This window comes from Thermoproteus uzoniensis 768-20 (assembly GCF_000193375.1).
Taxonomy (GTDB): domain Archaea; phylum Thermoproteota; class Thermoprotei; order Thermoproteales; family Thermoproteaceae; genus Thermoproteus; species Thermoproteus uzoniensis_A.
Genome location: NC_015315.1, coordinates 1390102 through 1407419, shown reverse-complemented (window position 1 = coordinate 1407419; position 17318 = coordinate 1390102). Strand labels below are relative to the sequence as shown.

Here is a 17318-nt window from a genome sequence, read left to right as displayed (position 1 = left end):
GCCGTTATAGCTTGGCAGTGGTCAAGGTGCCCTCTAGGGCTTTAGCTATCACGGCCTCCACGAACCTCTCTAGCGGCACTATCTTCTCCCCGAGTAGCCTCCTTAGGGATTTCATGGAGCTTCTTATCTCATCGACAAGTGGCGTCATCTCCCTCTTCGCCCCTTCGTCTGCCATGTCGTCCGAGTACTGGTATAGGACTCCGAGGAGCCTCCCGAGAGCCGCCGCCGGTCTGAGGAGGTCTCTTCTGCTCAATATCATGGTGGGCATCACGAAGGCGGCCTCTATTAACGGCGCCGTCTTGAGCTCCGCGGCCTCCTTCCTCAGCCCCTCTATGTCTAGGGCCTGCCCCTCCGCGAGCCTCTTGGCCACGCCTGCGAGATATTTGACCGCGTCGGCGCTTATGGACACGGCCCTCTCTATGGCCTCTGCTATTAGCCAGTCGCTGGCCACTATGGCCATCCCGTCGCCGTAGATGGCGCGGGGCGTCTCGACGCCTCTCCTCGCGTCGTGCTTGTCGACTACGTCGTCTTGTAGAAGGGACACTATGTGGAGGACCTCCAGCAACGCGGCGGCGTTGATTATCCTCTCGTCCTTCAGCCTTTCGGGATCCAGCACGTAGGTGAAGAGCAGTAGGAGGAGCGGCCTAATCATTTTGCCCGGCGTCTCTATGTAGTACCTTATCGCGGCCCTCAGAGAGGGGTTCTGGACCGACTCGCCTATACGTCCCATATCCTCCCTCACTCTGCCCAAAGCGTCGAGGACCTCGGGCGGTATCTCCACGTGAAAATAAAAAGGAGTTCCCTTTTTATTGTTTAAGTTTATATCTGTGGTCGACGGTCTCCTCGACCTTGCCCTCCCTCTTCAGCCTAGTCAACTGGGCCTTCACGACGGCCACTCTGTCGACCCCTATGGCCTTGGCCACCTCCTCCGCCGTGAACTCCTTGCCGGGGTTCTGCGCAAGGAATTGGTATACTTTATTCTTTACGCCCTCCGGCATATTTATACACTGCTCCCAGTTTTTATATTTTTCCGCGGCTCTTTTTATCCCGGCCCCTCCCGGTTTATATTTTCGCCTAATGCGGCAGGCGAATTGTATTAAAACTGGGGCGTTCGCCGGGACATGGTGAGGCTCGCGATAGTGGTGGCCGAGTTCAACTACGACGTGACCCAGCTCATGTTGCAGAAGGCTCTAGACCACGCCAAGTTCTTGGGGGCCGAGGTGACCTACGTGGTCAAGGCGCCGGGCGTCTTCGACGTGCCGGCCCTTCTGGCCGACGTGGTGAAGAAGGAGGAGGTCGACGCGGTGGCCGTCCTGGGCGCGGTCATACAAGGCGCCACGAAACACGACGAGCTGGTGGCGAACCAAGCGGCGCGCAAGATACTCGACATCTCGGTCGACAGCGGGAAGCCGGTTGCCCTCGGCGTGATCGGGCCCGGCGCGAATAGAATGCAGGCCCTCGAGAGGGTAGAGGAGTACGCGCGGAGGGCCGTGGAGGCGGCTGTGAAGATGGCGAGGAGGAGGCGTGCGTTGAGGGAGGCCAGATACTCCGGCTCTACTGTCTTTATCGAGTAGGCTCCAGTATATTCAACATCTCCCAGACGGCTTTCATGACCTCTATCTCCAGCTTGAGCTTGGCGTAGACGTCCTCCCCTATAGCTCCGGCCGAGTAGGCGTCCTCCACCTTCTTCTCGAGGGCGACCAGATCTATTTTGGACAGCTTGTCCTTGGTCAGAGAGCGGGCCCAGGCGTATCTGATCCTCGCGTCTATCTGGTCGGTCCTGTCCCTAAGGGCCTTTGCCTTCTCCTCCAGCTCTGCTATCTTCTTCCTGGACTCCTCGGCGAGTTTGGCGAAGTCCTCCTCCGATATCAGGCCCAGCTCGCGCTTAGCTGACAAGACCTCGAGCTCTCTCGTCAGCTCCGCGACGACGCCCTCTATCTGCTCCAGCCTGATCTTGACCCTGGCGAGGTCGCTGTCCCAAGAGCCCTTAAGCGCCTGCGACGCCTCGACGAACGCCCTCCAGGTGTCCTCAACGCCTCTCAGCTTCTCCTCGTACTGCGCGAGCAGTTTATCCAGCTCGCCGACCGCCACGTAGGCCACGTCGACGCTCATGGCAACACCCCCTCCAGCTCTTTTTTAAGCCTCTCGTACGCCTCCTTGGATATTTTGCCCTCCTTAAGCAACTCGTCGAGCTTGCCGAGGGAGACCCGGAGGTTTATGACCTCGGCGTTTGTCGAGGTCGACAACACGCGTTTGAAGTGTTGCCCGAGGACCTCCTCTATGGAGCTGTACCTCCTCTCCACGTCCTCCAGAAGGGCCTTCAGCCCGTTCAGCTTCTCCTCTATCTCCTGCCTCGTCTTGTTGTACTGGTCCTCAGGTATTAGGTCCCTCTTCAGCTCGAGCTCCTTCAAGGCCCTCTCGTAGTTGGCTATCGACGCGTTGAGGAGGTCTAGGGACCTCCGCAGGACCAGCTTCTCGACCTCCCACTGCCTCTTATAGCTCAGGACGGAGGACTCGTAGTTGCGCCAAGACTCGTCGAGCTTCTTCAAAAGCTCGTCGTACTTCATCACGACGTTGTCGACGACGGGCTTTATGGCCTTGTCGAAGTCGGCCTCGGCCCTCTCGACGGCGGCTACCTGGGCCAGCTGCACCACCTGCGCCTGTTCTTGCGGCTGTGCCTGTTGTTGGGCCGGCTGTTGCGCCTTGTACCTAACGTAGACGGGACATTCGGCGTAGTTGCCTATACAGTACCAGTCGAAGGGGTTCACTGGCTTCCCGGTATAGCCGCAGACGAAGCCGCCCTCGCTTCTCCTAAGAGCAGGACAAACGCTCATGGCGCTTATTGTATAGAGTTATATATTTATTACGCTCAGCGCCCTCTTAGCCTCGGCGAGGTCCTGGAGGGTGCCCACGTCGACGAACTCGGCCCTGGACACGTAGACGGCCACGCGGGGTATTAGGGAGCGGGCGAACTCGTCGAAGTCGAGGTACCTCTCCTCGAGCTTGCGCAACACGGAGCCCTCGGCCACGTATATCCCCGTCGACACGACGTGTCTAAACTTCGGCTTCTCCCTCCACGCCGCCAGCCGCCCCTCCGCCGTCTCCAACACGCCGAACCTCACAGCGGTCTCGACCTCGCGCCCCACCACCGTGAGGTCGACGGAGGACCTCGCGTGGAACTCGGCGGCGGCCCTAACGTCGAGATCCGTGATGACGTCGCCCGGCGCGACCAATGCGGGCCCGTCGTCCATGTAGTCCCTGGCGTAGTAGAGCTGCCCGGCGGTCCCCAACAGCCTCCTCGACGGGACGAAGACCACGTCGGGGTGCCGCTCGCGGAGGTAGGACCTCAACACCTCCTGCATGTAGTGGCCCACCACGTATATCTCCCTCACCCCGTTCGCCCTCAGCCACCCCAGCGCGTAGTCTATGATGGCCTTGCCGCCGAGCGCGACGAGGGGCTTAGGCGCGAAGTACGTCAAAGGCCTCAGCCTGGTGCCCAGGCCGGCGGCTAGGAGGAAGGCCTTCAAAGGTAGTCCCTCAGCCCGTACTTCTTCAGATGTTGCTCGATCTTCTTGACCTCCTTGTCCATCTTCTTGGCCTCGACCACTAAGTCGGCCCGCTTCTCCTCGGCCCCCTTTGTCTTTATGGTGCAGAGCCCGTCCGGCGTCAACGCGCGCGCCTCGCAGTAGGCGTACTGGCACCTCGCGCCTATACACTCGTCGTTGAGCCAAGTGCACCAGAACACTATTTTGTTGCCCCTTATCATGGGCTTCAACGCCTTCTTGCCGCATCTGAAGAGGGAGGAGCCGTTGGGGCCGAAGGCGCATCTAGGCCCCAGACATAGTTCCCTCGTGCCGGACACAGTATATAGCTTACCCCTCTATTAAAATTTAATCCGCGATCCTGTAGCCCAGAGACTTGAGGAACTCGGCCACCTCCTCGAACTTGGGCGAGGACCGCGCGCCGGGCCTCGTGACCTTGATGGAGGCCGCGGCGTTGGCGAAGAGGAGCCTCTCGTAGAGCGAGAGCCCGGCCAGCCTAGCGGCTATGTAGGCGGCGGCGAAGGTATCGCCGGCGCCCGTAGTGTCGACAGGCTGTAGCTTGAACGCGTCTACGTAGATGAACTCGCCGTCGCTGACGGCCATGGCGCCCCTATCGCCGAGCGTTATCACGACCTCCTTCGCGTTTATGCTCTTGGCTATGACGTCGACGGCCGCTCTGTGGTCGGCCGAGCTGGCCAACATCTTGGCCTCCACCTGGTTCATCAACACCACGTCGACGCCCGAGAGGGCCTTCGAGGCTATCTCCAAGCCCTTCCTCGCCAGCGCTGTGCCCCCGTCGACCGAGACCGTCTTGCCGAGCCTCTTGGCGACCTCCTTCGCCTTGAGTATGAGCTCCACGCGCCCGCTCGCTATATGGACGTGGTCGACGCCGCCCAGCGACTCCTCGTTTATGTCGTCGGGGGACAGGCCCATGTTGGCCCCTCTGTACGCTATCATCCGCTTCACGCCGTCGGGCTGGACCAAGACGACCACGACCCCCGACCTAACTCCCTTAATCCTCTTGACGAAGGACACGTCGACCCCCTCGCCGGCGAGCTCTCTCAGTATCATGTCCCCCAACACGTCGTCGCCGACGGAGCCTATGAACCTCGCCCTATGCCTCATCCTGGTTATCGCCACGGCGAAGTTCGCCGCCGAGCCGCCCCCTCCGGTGTATATATCCACGGCGTCCACTGACTGGTCTAAGCCGGGCAGCTCCGGCGTTTTTATATATATGTCGTAGTTCAAATTCCCTATAGACGCGACCAAGGCCACAATTTATTTTACCCCTATATTATCTATTGTGGTCGAGGACCTTCTCCAGCTGAGGAAGGCCATAGAGGAGAAGATAGCCCAGATGGAGAGGGAGCTCGAGCTCTACAGGAAAGTGCTCGCGGCTCTGGACGAGGTGATCGGCAAGAGGTCATTCACGACGGCGGCCGAGGAGAAGGAGAGGCGCGAGGCGGCCAGAAAGCCCCTGGAGATCCAGACCCTTAAGTCCAAGGACGGGGAGGAGCTCGGCGTGGCCGAGATATACGAGAACGAGCTGGTCTTGAGGCCCAAGACGCCCGTCAAGCTCGAGGGCCTCCTCAAGAGGTTCTTCGTCGAGAAGCTCTTGGAGAGGTATAGGGAGGAGGACGAGGACGCCGTGAGGCAGGGCAAGAAGGAGGCGGCCCTCGAATACGAGGTGCAGGAGGAGAGCGGTGCCGTCAAGGCCATCGTGGTTAAGAACTACGGCGACGAGAACAGGCGTAGGGACATAATAAGGGCGTTTAGGTGGACTCTCGAGAGGGCGCTCAAGAGCTGAGGGGCTAGGTTTAAGGCGCCGCCTCCGGGCCCTGCTCCACCTTGACCTTCTTCTGGCTCTTGTACATCTCCAGGAGCTCGTCGACGGTCGTCGCCTCTTCCGGCGATTTGTCCGTCCTGTATCTGCCTGTGAATCTGGGGAAGCGTATCGCCAAGCCGACGTCGGGCCTCACGGCGCCTAGGCAACAAGTGTGCAGCGGCGACAGCGTGATCTCCGCCCCTATGATTTCAAGGACTACGCCGGGCGTGAACCAGACGTCGGGCTCCATCCTGGACGAGACCCTCGGGTGTCTGTGGTCTATCTTGTAGGGCTCCAGCATTTGGTACATCTTCTTCAAATCGGCGTCTGTGAACCCGCTCCCCACCTTGCAAACTGTGTAGAACGTGTCCGTCTTGGGGTCGTAGGCGGCTGTGAGGAAGGCGCCGTAGAGGCCCGCCCTCTTGCCCCTCCCGTAGAAGGCCCCCACGACGACGAGGTCCACCGTGTCGCTCATCTCGCTGCGGTAATCCCTCTTGTATTTTATCCAGTTCCAGCCTCTGGCCCCCATCTCGTAGACGGAGGTGGGGCTCTTGCAGACCAGCCCCTCCATGCCCATCGATATGGCCTCGTGGAAGAACACGTCGACTTTCTCCTCGTCGTCGAAGAGGGCCCATTTGGCTATGACAACGTCCTCCCCCTCCTCGACTATCTCCGACAGCTTAAGCCTCCTGTACATAAGCGGCTTGTCCGTGAGGTCCTCGCCGTCTAGGTAGAGCAGGTCGAAGAGGTTGAGCTTAGCCGGGTATTCCTTGACGGCCTCCTCCACCTCGTGCTTCCTCTTGCGGTGCATGAGCTCTTGGAACGGCAACAGGTCGCCCGTGTCGGGATCCACCGCCACGATCTCGCCCTCGAGCACGGCCTCTCTGGCCGACACGGACTTCCTCACGGACTCCACGACGTCGGGATAGGCGTGGGTTATGTTCTCGAGCCTCCTGCTGTATATGGCCACGCCGTCGGGCGATACGTGTATCTGGGCCCTCTCCCCGTCGTACTTGTACTCGCATATGGCGGCGCCCCCCAGCTTGGCCAAGATCTCCCTCGACGTGCTGAGGCGCTGGGCCAACATGGGCATAACCGGCACGCCGGGCGTTATCCTCACCTCCGCAAGCCCCGCCGCCCCCCTCTCGGCCACCAACTTGCCGAGGAAGCCCAGATCCGGCCTTACGTTGTAAGCCCTCTCCAAGGCTTCTTCCGGCACGCCGAAGGCCTCCGCCAAGGCGTCTATCACCGTCATGTCGGCCACGCCCAGCCTCAAGCGGCCCACGACAAAGCGGGCCACGTACTTGGCCTCGTCAGGCGAGAGCTGGGAAAAGAGCGACGAGAGAAGGGATATCTTTAGGTCCTGCGACCCCTCGCCGGAGGCCTTGGCCACCTTAAAAAGCGTGTCGTAGACCTGCGATATGGATAGGCCGGCCTTTCTGCCCCCCGCGAAGGCGAGCAACGTCTGGGCCTGTCGTCTGGAGAGGGCCCTCCTCGCCGCCTCCCCCATGTCGCCCGTCTTCTTGTAAAGCTCCTCTATCTCGTCGGCCTTGGCGCCCGAGGCCCGCGCGATGGCCCTTATGCACAGCTTCTCGCCGACGCCGAGCTCCAGGCCCTCCCAAGGAGGCCTCAGATCGCCCAATATGATATATATCGCCTTGTCTATCTCGGCCGGCTCCAGCTTCTTGAATAGTCCCACCAGAAGCCGCACCATTGTGGTCCTCTGAGTAGTCGACTCTATCGAGGCGAGCACCTTGGCCAGCTCCGAGAACTCCACGTACTATACTCCTCCCTTAAAAATACTTAGGTACAGCTCCAGATACGTGGCGTCGACCCTCTCCCTCAAGCCCAGCCTCTCGGCTAGAGCGGATATCTCCGCCTCGGCTTCCCCCACAGACCTCTCGGAGGAGGCGACGGCCTCTATCTCCACGAACTGGCCGAGCCCCTCCACGTCGTCTAGAGATACCGTGAGGGGGCCGTAGGAGTAGTACTCGCGCCTCTTCTTTATGACCGCCACTTTCTTAAACCCGAGGGCCTCCAGCACGGCCTCCACGTCGCCCTCGGCCGAGGCCGTCAGCTCCAGCCGCGCCTTGGCGTTAGACCGCATGCGGGGGCCCTTGTATGACACCTCCACGTCGGAGCCGGAGCGCCTCACCCTAAGCGCCTCGTCGGTCTCGGCGAAATCCCTACAGGGATGCTGGAAATAGACGTCGACCTCCTCCTTGGCCTCTACGAGAGAGGCGCCGAGCTTTAAAAGCTCCTCCCTGACCTTGCCGAGGTCGGCGCGGTACTTCTGCTCAACCTCCAACATTCTTGCACGGAGGCCTCGCGGGATCGGACACGGCTACGCTGAAGAGGTAGCAACGCGACGTGGCCTCGCCGTAGTACGCGCACTCCCTGCAGTCGTCCGGACGGCCGGGCATTATGCGGACGGACACCTTCAAAGCGGCGGGCCTCGGAGGCGGCGGCAAAACGGGCGGAGGAGGCGCTTGCGGCGGCGGTTGCACGGGTTGTGGGGCGGGAGGAGGCTGGGGAGGAGGCGGCAACTGCACAGGTTGTGGAGGCAACTGAGCAACTGGAGCCGAGGGAGGCGGCGGAGGCTGTTGTGTTTGTTTCAGGGCCTCCTCCAACGGCTTTATCTCGGAGACCGGCGGCGGTTGAGGAGGCGGCGCCACGACGGGCTGTACGGGCTGGGTAGGAGCCGAGGGCGCAGGCGGCGGAGGTGGCGATGGGGGCGGCGGAGGCGGAGGGGCCGCCTGTGGGCCTAGCTGTATGCCGAACTCCTCGCCGGCCTTCTTGTAGACTGCGTTTAGGGCCTTCGACACGTCCTCGGTCCCCTCCAGTATTTTCTGGCCGTCTATGACGACTGCGGGGAAGGCCGTTATGTTGTACCTCTTGAGTATAGAGACGAGAGAGCGGAAGTGCGGCGGCACTCTCTCGACTGGCTGATCCAGCATCTTGACCACTTGATCCGCCGCGTCTTGCCTTATCTTGACCGTGGCGAGCCTGACCCGATCCCTCCTCTCCACCTTCGACCTAATCTCCTCGATGGCCTTCTTGAGAGACTCCTCGAGCTCCTGGCTCTTCCCCGATATGACGAACAACTCTACGTACACGTTTTCAACTACGCGCCTCTATTTAAGCCTAGCGTTTGCTGGATCAGACGAGAGCGCCAGAGCTCCCTCTCGATGACTTGCCCCTCGGGCCTAAGCTCGTAGAATATCTGCGTTGAGAACACGTAAATCTTCTCCGGAACGCCCACGTTGCTCATGACGTATCTCGGGAGGGCGTCGCCCAATATCCTGCGCTCCAGCATTGTCTGCGGGAGGACGACGAAGTTGGGAGGGACGTAGACGCCCTCTATGCCCCACCTCAAGGACGTGAGGGACTCGAGGGAGGCCTCCCGGAGCCCGTCAACAAGGGTGGCCTCTATCACGGCCCTGCGTAGCTCCATCTCTGAGAAGCGGGGTATCTGGAGCACCAGCTTCCCGGCTATCTTGGCCGAGTCGTGGGCCAGATCCTTGACCGGCTGGACGACGCCGAGAGAGCCGCGGACCTCGCGCCGCTCCCAGCCGTTGGAGCGGACTAAGAACTCGACCGTCACGAAGACGCCGAGTCTATACCTGGAGAGGACCTCGTCCGACGTCTTGAGGGGAAGCCCCTTGATCTTCCGTTGCATGGAGGAGCGTATGTGTGAGATGAGGCGGGCTCCCTCCTCTAGAGAAAGCATATAAGAAAAAGGGGAGGGTTTTAAAAAGGTGGCTGGGTATTACGCCTACTTCGGCGGGGCCAATATCTGCATCAAGCGCCTTCTCCTCCAGTTGCTGTACTCCATTAGCAATATCGCGACGATTATTACTATGACTATCACCAGCACTATCCACAGCACCAGCTCGGATATCGGTATCCTAACTCCGCCTATGGTTATGCCGGCGGTGCCGGGCACAGTGACGCGTATGGCGACGGTCTGGCCGGCGGGCGGAGTTATCTGGGCAGTGCCGACGTGGTTCTGCTGGGCGGTGACCTTGATGGTGTACTGCTGGCCGGCCAACACCTCGACGCTGACAGGGGCGGACGAGAAGCTCTTGTACAGAGTGCCGTTGGCGAAGTAGACGTCTACCTGCGACACCATGTTGTTGATGGGATAGCCGTTGTCGTCGACGGCGGATATCTGCAGCACAGCGGTCGGGACGGTTATGGTCTTGGTGGCGGTCTGACCAGGCGACAGCGTGAACGAGCCGGTGGAGTAGGTGCCGAACGGCGTCACGGCCACTACGTTGTACTGGAGCGGCGCGCCGGTGTTGTCCTGGGCAAGGACCTCGGCAGTCACTGAGCCGGTGCCGGAGGCCACCGCGGAGCCGCTGGGGCCTATTATCTGTATGGGCCACTGGCCGACGGAGCCCATGGCCTGGTCGACTACGCTGGCGGAGATCTTGGCGGTGGGCACCACTATCTGCACGGTCGCGGTCTGTCCTCTAGAGACGGTGACCGTCTTGCTCCACGTGTAGCCGAAGGCCTGGGCGGATACGGTGTAGGTGCCGGCTAGCACCTCGGCGGTAACGGAGCCGGTGCCGGTAGCGACGTTGGTTATCTGCACAGGCGAGCTACTGAGGGCGGTGCCGAAGGCGTCGACTACGCTAGCAGATATCACGCCGGACGGCACGCTGACTACGTAGGTGGTCGGCCCGCTGACGGTCAGCGTAGTGGTGTTGACCACGACTGAGCCGCTGGGAGTCTTGACCGTAGTAGCCACGGTCACGTTGTAGGCGCCGGCGTACTGGCTCAACGGTAGGTAGGCAGTCACAACACCGTTGCCGGTCGCCACGGTCTGGCCGTTCAGCGAGACGGTGATCGGCCAGTCGGTCCTAAGCTTCCCGAAGCCGTCCTGGGCCTGCACAGTGACCTGCGCCAGCAGGCCGAGTGATGCAAGGTCGAAAGAGCTCGGCAGAGACGTGGTGGTCAGCGTTGTCTTGAACGGCGTCGCGAGCTTTATCGGAACTCCGTTGACTGTCACTGTGTCTATCTCCATCTGTAGCGGGTAGCTCACGCTGGTGGGTATAGGCTGAGACGGCACTATGTAGGATGTACCGGATACGGTCACTGTCTTGAACGGTATGGCTACAGTGCCGCTGGGAGTCTGCATGTAGAAGGTGCCGCTGACGCCGACGGGCTGGGACAGCGGTATCTGCGTGGCGAAGGTCACGGTGGAGGTTATGGAGTAGCCGCTACTGGGCACGGTGGCGCCGCGCTGTATCGAGAAGGTGCCGGTGGCTACGGGGACCCAGACAGCGCCGTCGGCGGGAGCGGCGGCGGTGCCGGAGCTGTACGGATACAGTATGTTGTAGTCGAAGTTCGTCGACGGTAGCTGGGACAGGAAGCCGCCCGGATAGCTGGACACCAGCTTGTCGTAGACAGTCACGGAGCCGGCGCTACTGGTGGTGTTCATGAAGTAGAACATGGCGCCCTTAGTAGCGTCGTCGAACACCTGCACGACCACGCCAGCGAGCGGCTGGCCGTTGGGGCCATTGACGGTCAGCGTAGCGGGATACACGTAGGTCCTTATCTCAGCCGACGTGGCGGCGTTGCCCAGCTGGTACACGTCGTTGCCTACGTCCTGCTGGTAGACCCACACTAGGTAGGCCGGATCGCCGGTCAGCACCATCAACGGATAGCCGTCGAACCAGCTCACGTAGATGTCGTTGCTCAGACCCATGGCGCCGATGTTGGGCAGGTCGTAGAACAGCTGGCCGGTGTTGGTGGTGAATATCACTGCGTACACCTGGTGCGTCGCCCTGTCGAACAGCACCACGGTCTGGTTAGCAAGCGGCCTGGCGTTCCAGTCCAGTATGTACTTCAGCGGTAGCTCGGGGAAGTTGAAGAAGTACTTGAAGTCGTAGTCGCTGGAGTTGGTGGTCAACGTGCCCCAAGTGCCGGCCGTCCACTCGGTCGTGGAAGTCTTATAATTACAGATGGGGATGCTTATTGAGTTATAGCTGACCGCTAGGTAGTAGTTACCGGCGAGGTTAAGGGGCCATATAACCTCGACAAAGTAGGCGGGCCATATGACCTTGGACACGTTGTTGTAGATCAGCGTGGTGCTGTTAGATAGATAGACGACGACCGTGCCGCTACTGAGATAGGTTATATTCAGGACGGTCACGGAAGGTGGCTGTGCCAAGACGGTGCTATTGACAGGCAATACAACATATTTATTATCGTAGTAGATCACGGCGGAACCATTGTAGACGTTGGTAGCTATCGCGAAGAGGCCGTTGAACAATTTAGCTATGTAGTAGACAACCGATCCGGTGCAGTATTTCGCGGACTCGCTCACCACATTGAAGGTGTACTGCCAACCGTTCCTGGGTCTATCGGCATAGCTGGCATAGAGCACTTTTTCTGGGTAGGAAGTAGAGCTCAGCGGCTGTAGGTTGAACAGCTTCACCAGCAACGTGTAGTTGTTCAACGCCTGCTGGGCGAGCTGGTAGGCATTCATCAGCTCGGCCTTTATGGTGGGCGACAGAGTCCTGTTCGCCTGTATCGGTATGTCGTTTATGAAGTGCTTGAGCGTGTCGACGACGCCGCCGTAGTAGGCCTTGACGGAGTACTCATACTGCGGAGCGTAGACGTCGAGGCTCCAGAGGCCCGAGGCGTTCACGGCGTAGGATCTGCCGAAGCCGTAGCCGTTCAGCGGTATCGACTTCTGCTGGGACACATTCACATAGACGTAGCCGGTGGAGGCGTTGATGGGTATCGTGTAGCTGGAGCCGCCGCACGACACGGTCACTCCGGATACCAGTATCGGGAAGGAGGCGTTGTTGTACACAGTCAGGTAGTCCAGCGCGGTGGTGGGCAACTGCAGGCTGGTCACGCCCATGGCATACAGCGCACTGACATCCCAGACGGGCTTGCCGAGGTAGGCGCCTATGGCGAAGGCGCTGGTTCCGCCTATCGGGAACCCGAGGCCGGCGACCATGCCAGAGCCGTCGTAGAACTCGTCTAGGTAGGTGTTGGTGTAGACGGGCACCGACGACTTGGTGGCGGGAGTCGAGGCGGGTATGTAGTTCACCACGAGGTACCGCTTGCCGAAGAAGTCGTAGCCAGTGATGTAGGCGCCCTTGCTGTCGGTCAGCGGACCCAGCACGTTGGGACCGGAGGTGCAGAGAGCCTCCTTAGAGCCGGCGGCTATTATCCATATCCTGGCTATGTAGGAGCCGGCAAGCGACACGTACGCATCGTCGGCGTATTCGGGAAGCAGGGCAATCTGGCCAGCGGGCACTATGTAGGTGACGGGCGCGCCGAATCCGCCCCACTGTATGTACTTGGAGTCGGCAGGCAACATGACGTTTATGAAATGCAGAGTGACGTTAGCGCCGGCGGCGGTCGCCACCGTGGTGTTGTCGTACGCCGCATAGGCGTAGAGGCCGTTTATCAGCGTGGCTGTCGGAACGCTGTACAGCGAGGTGGTAGGCCCGGCGGTGTAGTTAACGGTGATGGTGAATACTATCTCGGCCGTGGCGTTTCCGGGCACTAGGTTCAGCGCTATGTTGCGCAGAATTATGTCGTACGCCAACAAGTTCTGCGTCAAGTTGGAGTAGTTCGATAGGTTGAACGTAGCGGTGTAGCTGGCTCCGTTACTGGCGTTGACCGCCTTCACGGTCACTATGGCCTTAGTGCCGTTGCCCCAAGGCAGATACAGCCTCAACGTCTTATAGTTGAGTAGGTTGGTTGAGTTGTACGGGTTATACATGTAGATGGCGAAGCTGGTCGTGTACACGCCGGTCGACGGGCTACTGAACGGCGCCGGCACGGGTAAATTATAGCCGCCCATCAATAGATCTAGGAATGTGTTCCTCTCGAAGTAGTTGTGAGTGCGTATGGTAGTCGGCGGGTAGCTCACGCTGACCCACCTGTCGAAGCTGGCGGCGTGCTCGTAGCCGGTGCCGTTGACAGTGTAGAGGTATACCGGCGTGGTCAGGTTGCGCGACACGAACAGGTTGGGCAGGTAGACGAACTCAGCGCCGGCGGTGACAGTCTTATAAGCGCCGTAGTAGGCGTATCTGCTAGTGAAGTTATACTGGACAGCGTCATCGTGCAGCGCAGGCGTGCCGTAGCCGGTTAGGCTGGTCAGTATAGAACTCAACCATAGAGGCTGGAAGCCGTACGGCTCGACCAGCGAGTACAGTATATAGGTGTCGCTGAAGTTGACGCCAGAGTATGGGCTATTGAACGCAAAGCCGAAGTAGCCGTTGGCCAGCGTGAAGCCTATGTACGCGTTGACAGGCAACCTCATGTCCTTAGTGAAGGCGGTGACGTTAAGCGGCACGACGCTGGCCCTTATGTCGACGGTGGGCTTGGTTAGCGTGACATAACCGTCGTACACCAAATAGCCCATATACCACACCCTCACGTGTAGCCTCATGCCGGGCAGGAACAGGTGGGCTATGTCGTAGGTGCCGACGGTAGTCGGCGTCAGGCTGCAGACGGACAGCTTGCTGTTGTTGGGTTGCGCAGAGTACAACGTAAAGACTGCGGAGTAGAGGTTGGTGGAGGAGTTGGCGAGCCAGCTGGCCATAGCCGCATACGCCAGGGCGTTGGCCACGTCGGATAAGTTGCCGGTCGGCGGCGCGGTGCATCCGGCGAAGGCTTGCGCCTTGCTCAGATACTTGGCGGCTATGCTCTGCCATATGGACTGCATGCCGGTCATGCCCACAAGCCTGAAGTCGGTCAAGACATTGAAGTCCCCATCGGTGAAGTTGAACCATCTAGATGCATAGAGGTACGGGCTGCGGTCGTCCGCTATCACCAATGTCACGTTGGCCAGTATCGGCGGGGCAGCGCCGGGATAGGGGCCGGGCACTATGAACTGACTGGACAGCAGGTGCTGGCCAGTCTTGTCGAATATCCTAAACACCGGGTTGTACACCTGAGCCTCAAAGGTCTGCGGCTTGGCGCACCAAGTGGTCAGCTTCAGGGTGGTGCTGTTGGCGACTATGCCGGCGTCTATACGATCTCTAGTGCCCAACGTGTAGACGAAGTTAGTGGCGTTGAGGCCCAGCCACTGGGCGTAGTCGGCGTACGAGTTGCCGTAGAGCGTCTGGGCCGCCGTGTACGGCCAGTACATGTCCACCTGCGGTATTATCGTGCGGACGGTCATCCGGAACGTCACGTTCAGCGGTAGCTCGTCGAAGTAGGCGTAGCCCGAGGCGTTGCTTATGGACTCGCCCATCCTAACACCCACATAGCCCGGCGCAAGGCTTGTGGGCACCAGCACGAAGCCGACCAACGGGTACTGCGGGCCTAGATACACCTCCTTAGCGGGGCCGCCCACTGGGTCCTCCTCCGTCCAGACGGCGGCCATGACGCGGAAGACTTGCGGCGCTATGGGCAGATACACGACGGGCTTGAAGTAGGGGGCGTTGGCCAGCGCCACGGATATGGGCACGGGGCTTGTGGGCAAGGCCGTGTTGTTGGTGGTGCCGTACAGCTTATAGCCGAAGTAGTTCAGCGTAACGTAGGCAGTCGCCTTATTGGTCAGCGGAGCGCCCCACTGGTCGACCGCCGCGGGTATGGTGACGGGGACCTCGGCCGCCACGGGCAGCTGGGACAGAGTTATGTTCTGGCCGCCGTATACGACAGTCAGGCTTATGGTGCCGTTGACCACAGACGGCACGTTGCCGCAGAAGTCCTTGAACAGGAAGTTCATCGTCTTGAGGTTGATCGCGATATTTATAGCGTGCTCGAGGTTGTAGAACCCTAGCTTCTGGGCTTGTAGGCCGTACACGCCGGGGGTGGCGGTGGCGTTGTAGTAGACTGCCTGTACCGTGTAGGCGTCTGGGTACGCCTTAGGGCCGTACTGGGCGTAGAGCGTATTGGCCACGTTGCTCTGGGTTTCCACCATGGTGCCGTTAGGGTACACCAACGGATACGTCGCCACGACGTTGGCAGTGCCCACCAGTATAGAGCCGGCGTATATTCTGAAGCTGTAGGTGTACTGGTTCGTGCCTACGGAGAGGCCGTACTGGCTGAAGAGATTGCTTAGAGCAACGGCTTGGCTCCAGTTGAGGTACTTAATGTAGTACGTAGAGCCCGATTTAGCGAGTATCGCGTTCAGCGGCGGGAGGGGCAGATAGCCGCTGGCGTTGAACAAAGTGAGCAGATCGGCGTAGACGCCGGGAGTTATGGGCACGTACTCATACGGCGGGAGAGCCCACAGGTATAATGTGTTGAACTGGTTGGTGCCGGTGGCGCTACTGCTCCACGGGTCGGCCACGACTGCGTATTGGCCGGTCTCATTCAAATACGCCGTGGTGCCCTGGAACACAAAGGTGAGGCCTTGAGCCAACGCGGGGTTATTGAAGGGCTGACCGTTGGGCAGAGCCATGCCGTTGCGCCACCACAGCGGTATCTGCACGGGCAGTATAGCGACTGTTAGGTCAACAGTCTTATTAACCAGTCCGGTTGCATTAAGCGGGGCTTGGAAAACCACGGCGTCAATATAGCCGCTGGTGGGTTGCGGCTGGGACGAAGTGTACTGGATGGCTTGGTATGAGTATTCAACTATCAGCCTGGGGCTGAGGTTAACCGAGGACAGCTGAGCACTCTGATCCGTGAGTATGCGGATGCCGCTTATCCAGGCGAGGGTCGGGTGCTTGTATATGCTATAGACCGCATTTATCAGCTTCGTGCGGGTGAGGGTGTTGAAGCAGTTGACCAGGTCAGAAAAGCTGGATATGGTCCCGCCGCCACAGAGCGCGCGGAGGAAGCTGAACCTGACGTCGGTTATGTCGGTGGACCAACCGCCTTGTTGCTGGGATATGGTCAGCGGGTAGCCGCCTATGTTCTCCTGGATCTTAAAGGTGAAGTACTCGGGGCTGAGTATTGGGTTGCCCTTTATGTCGTAGAGCATGCCGATAGTCAAGGTGCTGAGCGGCAACGGCCATATGACCAGCTGCTGGCACGTGGCGTCGACCGAGGAGGCGTTGGTCATAGTTGTGTAGTTCAACGTCGCGATGACGTAGAATTGGTTCGGAGCTGGCGGCGTGCCCGGATACGATGTGTTGATGTGGTTAGTGCTTTCTATCAATGTCTGCTGTACGTACGTCCCTGTCTGCTGGTTGTAGATGGACATAACCACCTTGAACGTGTAGGAGACGCTGGACGGCGACAGATAGCTACTTACGTTCTGGCCCGCCGTGCCTAGCGAGGTCACGTAAGTGCCGAGGTAAGTAATGGGCCCGAAGACGGTGCCGTTAGGTATTGTCAGTTTCGACAGCGGCTTATACGTCCATGTATAGACAGGGGTACCGTTTATTGACAGCGTCTCGACCAGAGTCAAGTTGTAGGGCTGGCCTGCGGTCCACACGCCCAGATAGAACTGGTGCAGCCAAAGGAATGTGAGGTTAAGGTAACTCGAGTAGTAGTTGTTGATGACTGTGCCGTTAGGAAGTATCGTGTAGTATTGGCCCGTGAAGTTGCCCATTAAGTCTGCGAATGTGCCTTTGAAGTTGGGGACTTCGAAGAGCAGGAAGTAGTAGCCGTGCCAGTTGACTAGGAGAGCGATATCCCACCTAGTGTAGATGTTGACTTGGCTGGCTGGGGCCTTGACTTGGAACGTCACGAAGCCCGTCTTGTTGGCCGTGGCGTTGACGACAATGTTTGTGAGGGAGGTGGTCTCATTCAGATCGCGTATGACCAGCGTGAACTGCTTGCCGGCGGCCCAGGAGTAACTGTTAGTTAGGTTGGCGGCTGGAGCCCACGGGTGTTTCCCGTAGAGTGCTTGACATGCCGGGCATTCCGTGTTTATCTGCCATGTTATGTTGTAGGTTATGGTCGCTCCGGGGGCGTAGAGCCCGCCGCCCGCTTGCGAGCCTTGGGCGTGGGCTATCCCTATTGTTATTAGGCCGATTACCAGTATTAGGAATACCGTTGTCTTGGGGTTATGCATAACC

14 protein-coding genes are annotated in these 17318 nt (G+C 59.6%); 2 read left to right on the top strand and 12 right to left on the bottom strand.

Features of this window, described 5'->3' with window-relative positions; translation table 11 throughout:
- Positions 1 to 4: 4 nt before the first annotated feature.
- Both TUZN_RS07820 and TUZN_RS07815 read right to left on the bottom strand, forming a co-directional pair.
- Positions 5 to 781, bottom strand: a complete 777-nt coding sequence (locus TUZN_RS07820; RefSeq protein WP_013680422.1) for a polyprenyl synthetase family protein — start codon at positions 779 to 781, stop codon at positions 5 to 7.
- A 25-nt stretch (positions 782 to 806) separates the two neighbouring features.
- Positions 807 to 998: a TrmB family transcriptional regulator gene (locus TUZN_RS07815; RefSeq protein ID WP_013680421.1), complete on the bottom strand. Its 192-nt coding sequence runs from the start codon at positions 996 to 998 to the stop codon at positions 807 to 809.
- A 123-nt stretch (positions 999 to 1121) separates the two neighbouring features.
- On the opposite strand from TUZN_RS07815, the gene ribH reads away from it, so the two are divergent.
- On the top strand, positions 1122 to 1574 hold the full coding sequence (gene ribH / locus TUZN_RS07810) for a 6,7-dimethyl-8-ribityllumazine synthase (RefSeq protein ID WP_013680420.1): 453 nt from the start codon (positions 1122 to 1124) through the stop codon (positions 1572 to 1574).
- Here ribH and TUZN_RS07805 read toward each other — a convergent pair.
- The 5 genes from TUZN_RS07805 to TUZN_RS07785 are packed head-to-tail and all read right to left on the bottom strand — an operon-like array spanning position 1564 to position 4817.
- On the bottom strand, positions 1564 to 2112 hold the full coding sequence (locus TUZN_RS07805; RefSeq protein ID WP_013680419.1) for a hypothetical protein: 549 nt from the start codon (positions 2110 to 2112) through the stop codon (positions 1564 to 1566). The genes ribH and TUZN_RS07805 overlap by 11 nt on opposite strands.
- The gene (locus tag TUZN_RS07800) at positions 2109 to 2834 is read right to left on the bottom strand and encodes a hypothetical protein (RefSeq protein WP_013680418.1); all 726 of its coding nucleotides are present in this window, start codon (positions 2832 to 2834) and stop codon (positions 2109 to 2111) included. The genes TUZN_RS07805 and TUZN_RS07800 overlap by 4 nt, the downstream gene beginning before the upstream one ends.
- 18 nt (positions 2835 to 2852) lie before the next feature.
- The gene (locus TUZN_RS07795) at positions 2853 to 3527 is read right to left on the bottom strand and encodes a nucleotidyltransferase family protein (protein WP_013680417.1); all 675 of its coding nucleotides are present in this window, start codon (positions 3525 to 3527) and stop codon (positions 2853 to 2855) included.
- Complete coding sequence (locus TUZN_RS07790; protein WP_013680416.1) at positions 3524 to 3862, bottom strand: hypothetical protein; 339 nt, start codon at positions 3860 to 3862, stop codon at positions 3524 to 3526. Before TUZN_RS07790 ends, TUZN_RS07795 begins: the two co-directional genes overlap by 4 nt.
- A gap of 28 nt (positions 3863 to 3890) precedes the next feature.
- Entirely contained in the window at positions 3891 to 4817 is a 927-nt protein-coding gene (locus tag TUZN_RS07785; protein ID WP_013680415.1) for a carbohydrate kinase family protein, read from the bottom strand.
- A gap of 28 nt (positions 4818 to 4845) precedes the next feature.
- On the opposite strand from TUZN_RS07785, the gene TUZN_RS07780 reads away from it, so the two are divergent.
- Entirely contained in the window at positions 4846 to 5349 is a 504-nt protein-coding gene (locus tag TUZN_RS07780; protein WP_013680414.1) for a hypothetical protein, read from the top strand.
- Positions 5350 to 5359: 10 nt separating this feature from the next.
- On the opposite strand, the gene TUZN_RS07775 is transcribed toward TUZN_RS07780, so the two are convergent.
- From TUZN_RS07775 to TUZN_RS07755, 5 genes are read right to left on the bottom strand one after another with little or no spacing between them, the layout of a single operon-like run.
- On the bottom strand, positions 5360 to 7144 hold the full coding sequence (locus TUZN_RS07775; protein ID WP_013680413.1) for an ATP-dependent DNA ligase: 1785 nt from the start codon (positions 7142 to 7144) through the stop codon (positions 5360 to 5362).
- 3 nt (positions 7145 to 7147) lie between these two features.
- Entirely contained in the window at positions 7148 to 7678 is a 531-nt protein-coding gene (cyaB, locus tag TUZN_RS07770) for a class IV adenylate cyclase (protein WP_013680412.1), read from the bottom strand.
- Positions 7665 to 8483: a DUF1525 domain-containing protein gene (locus tag TUZN_RS07765; RefSeq protein WP_013680411.1), complete on the bottom strand. Its 819-nt coding sequence runs from the start codon at positions 8481 to 8483 to the stop codon at positions 7665 to 7667. The genes cyaB and TUZN_RS07765 overlap by 14 nt, the downstream gene beginning before the upstream one ends.
- Positions 8484 to 8491: 8 nt before the next feature.
- Positions 8492 to 9097 (bottom strand): AMMECR1 domain-containing protein, encoded by a 606-nt coding sequence (locus TUZN_RS07760; RefSeq protein ID WP_052886183.1) that lies wholly within the window; start codon positions 9095 to 9097, stop codon positions 8492 to 8494.
- A gap of 45 nt (positions 9098 to 9142) precedes the next feature.
- Positions 9143 to 17314 (bottom strand): carboxypeptidase-like regulatory domain-containing protein, encoded by an 8172-nt coding sequence (locus TUZN_RS07755; RefSeq protein ID WP_013680409.1) that lies wholly within the window; start codon positions 17312 to 17314, stop codon positions 9143 to 9145.
- Between the last annotated feature and the right edge of the window lie 4 nt (positions 17315 to 17318).

Excerpts from the sequence above, each read along its gene's own strand:
- TUZN_RS07815 (WP_013680421.1), bottom strand. The coding sequence starts at position 998 with ATGCCGGAGGGCGTAAAGAATAAAGTATACCAATTCCTTGCGCAGAAC.
- TUZN_RS07800 (WP_013680418.1), bottom strand. The coding sequence starts at position 2,834 with ATGAGCGTTTGTCCTGCTCTTAGGAGAAGCGAGGGCGGCTTCGTCTGC.
- TUZN_RS07760 (WP_052886183.1), bottom strand. The coding sequence starts at position 9,097 with ATGCTTTCTCTAGAGGAGGGAGCCCGCCTCATCTCACACATACGCTCC.
- cyaB (WP_013680412.1), bottom strand. The coding sequence starts at position 7,678 with ATGTTGGAGGTTGAGCAGAAGTACCGCGCCGACCTCGGCAAGGTCAGG.
- TUZN_RS07805 (WP_013680419.1), bottom strand. The coding sequence starts at position 2,112 with ATGAGCGTCGACGTGGCCTACGTGGCGGTCGGCGAGCTGGATAAACTG.
- TUZN_RS07755 (WP_013680409.1), bottom strand. The coding sequence starts at position 17,314 with ATGCATAACCCCAAGACAACGGTATTCCTAATACTGGTAATCGGCCTA.
- ribH (WP_013680420.1), top strand. The coding sequence starts at position 1,122 with ATGGTGAGGCTCGCGATAGTGGTGGCCGAGTTCAACTACGACGTGACC.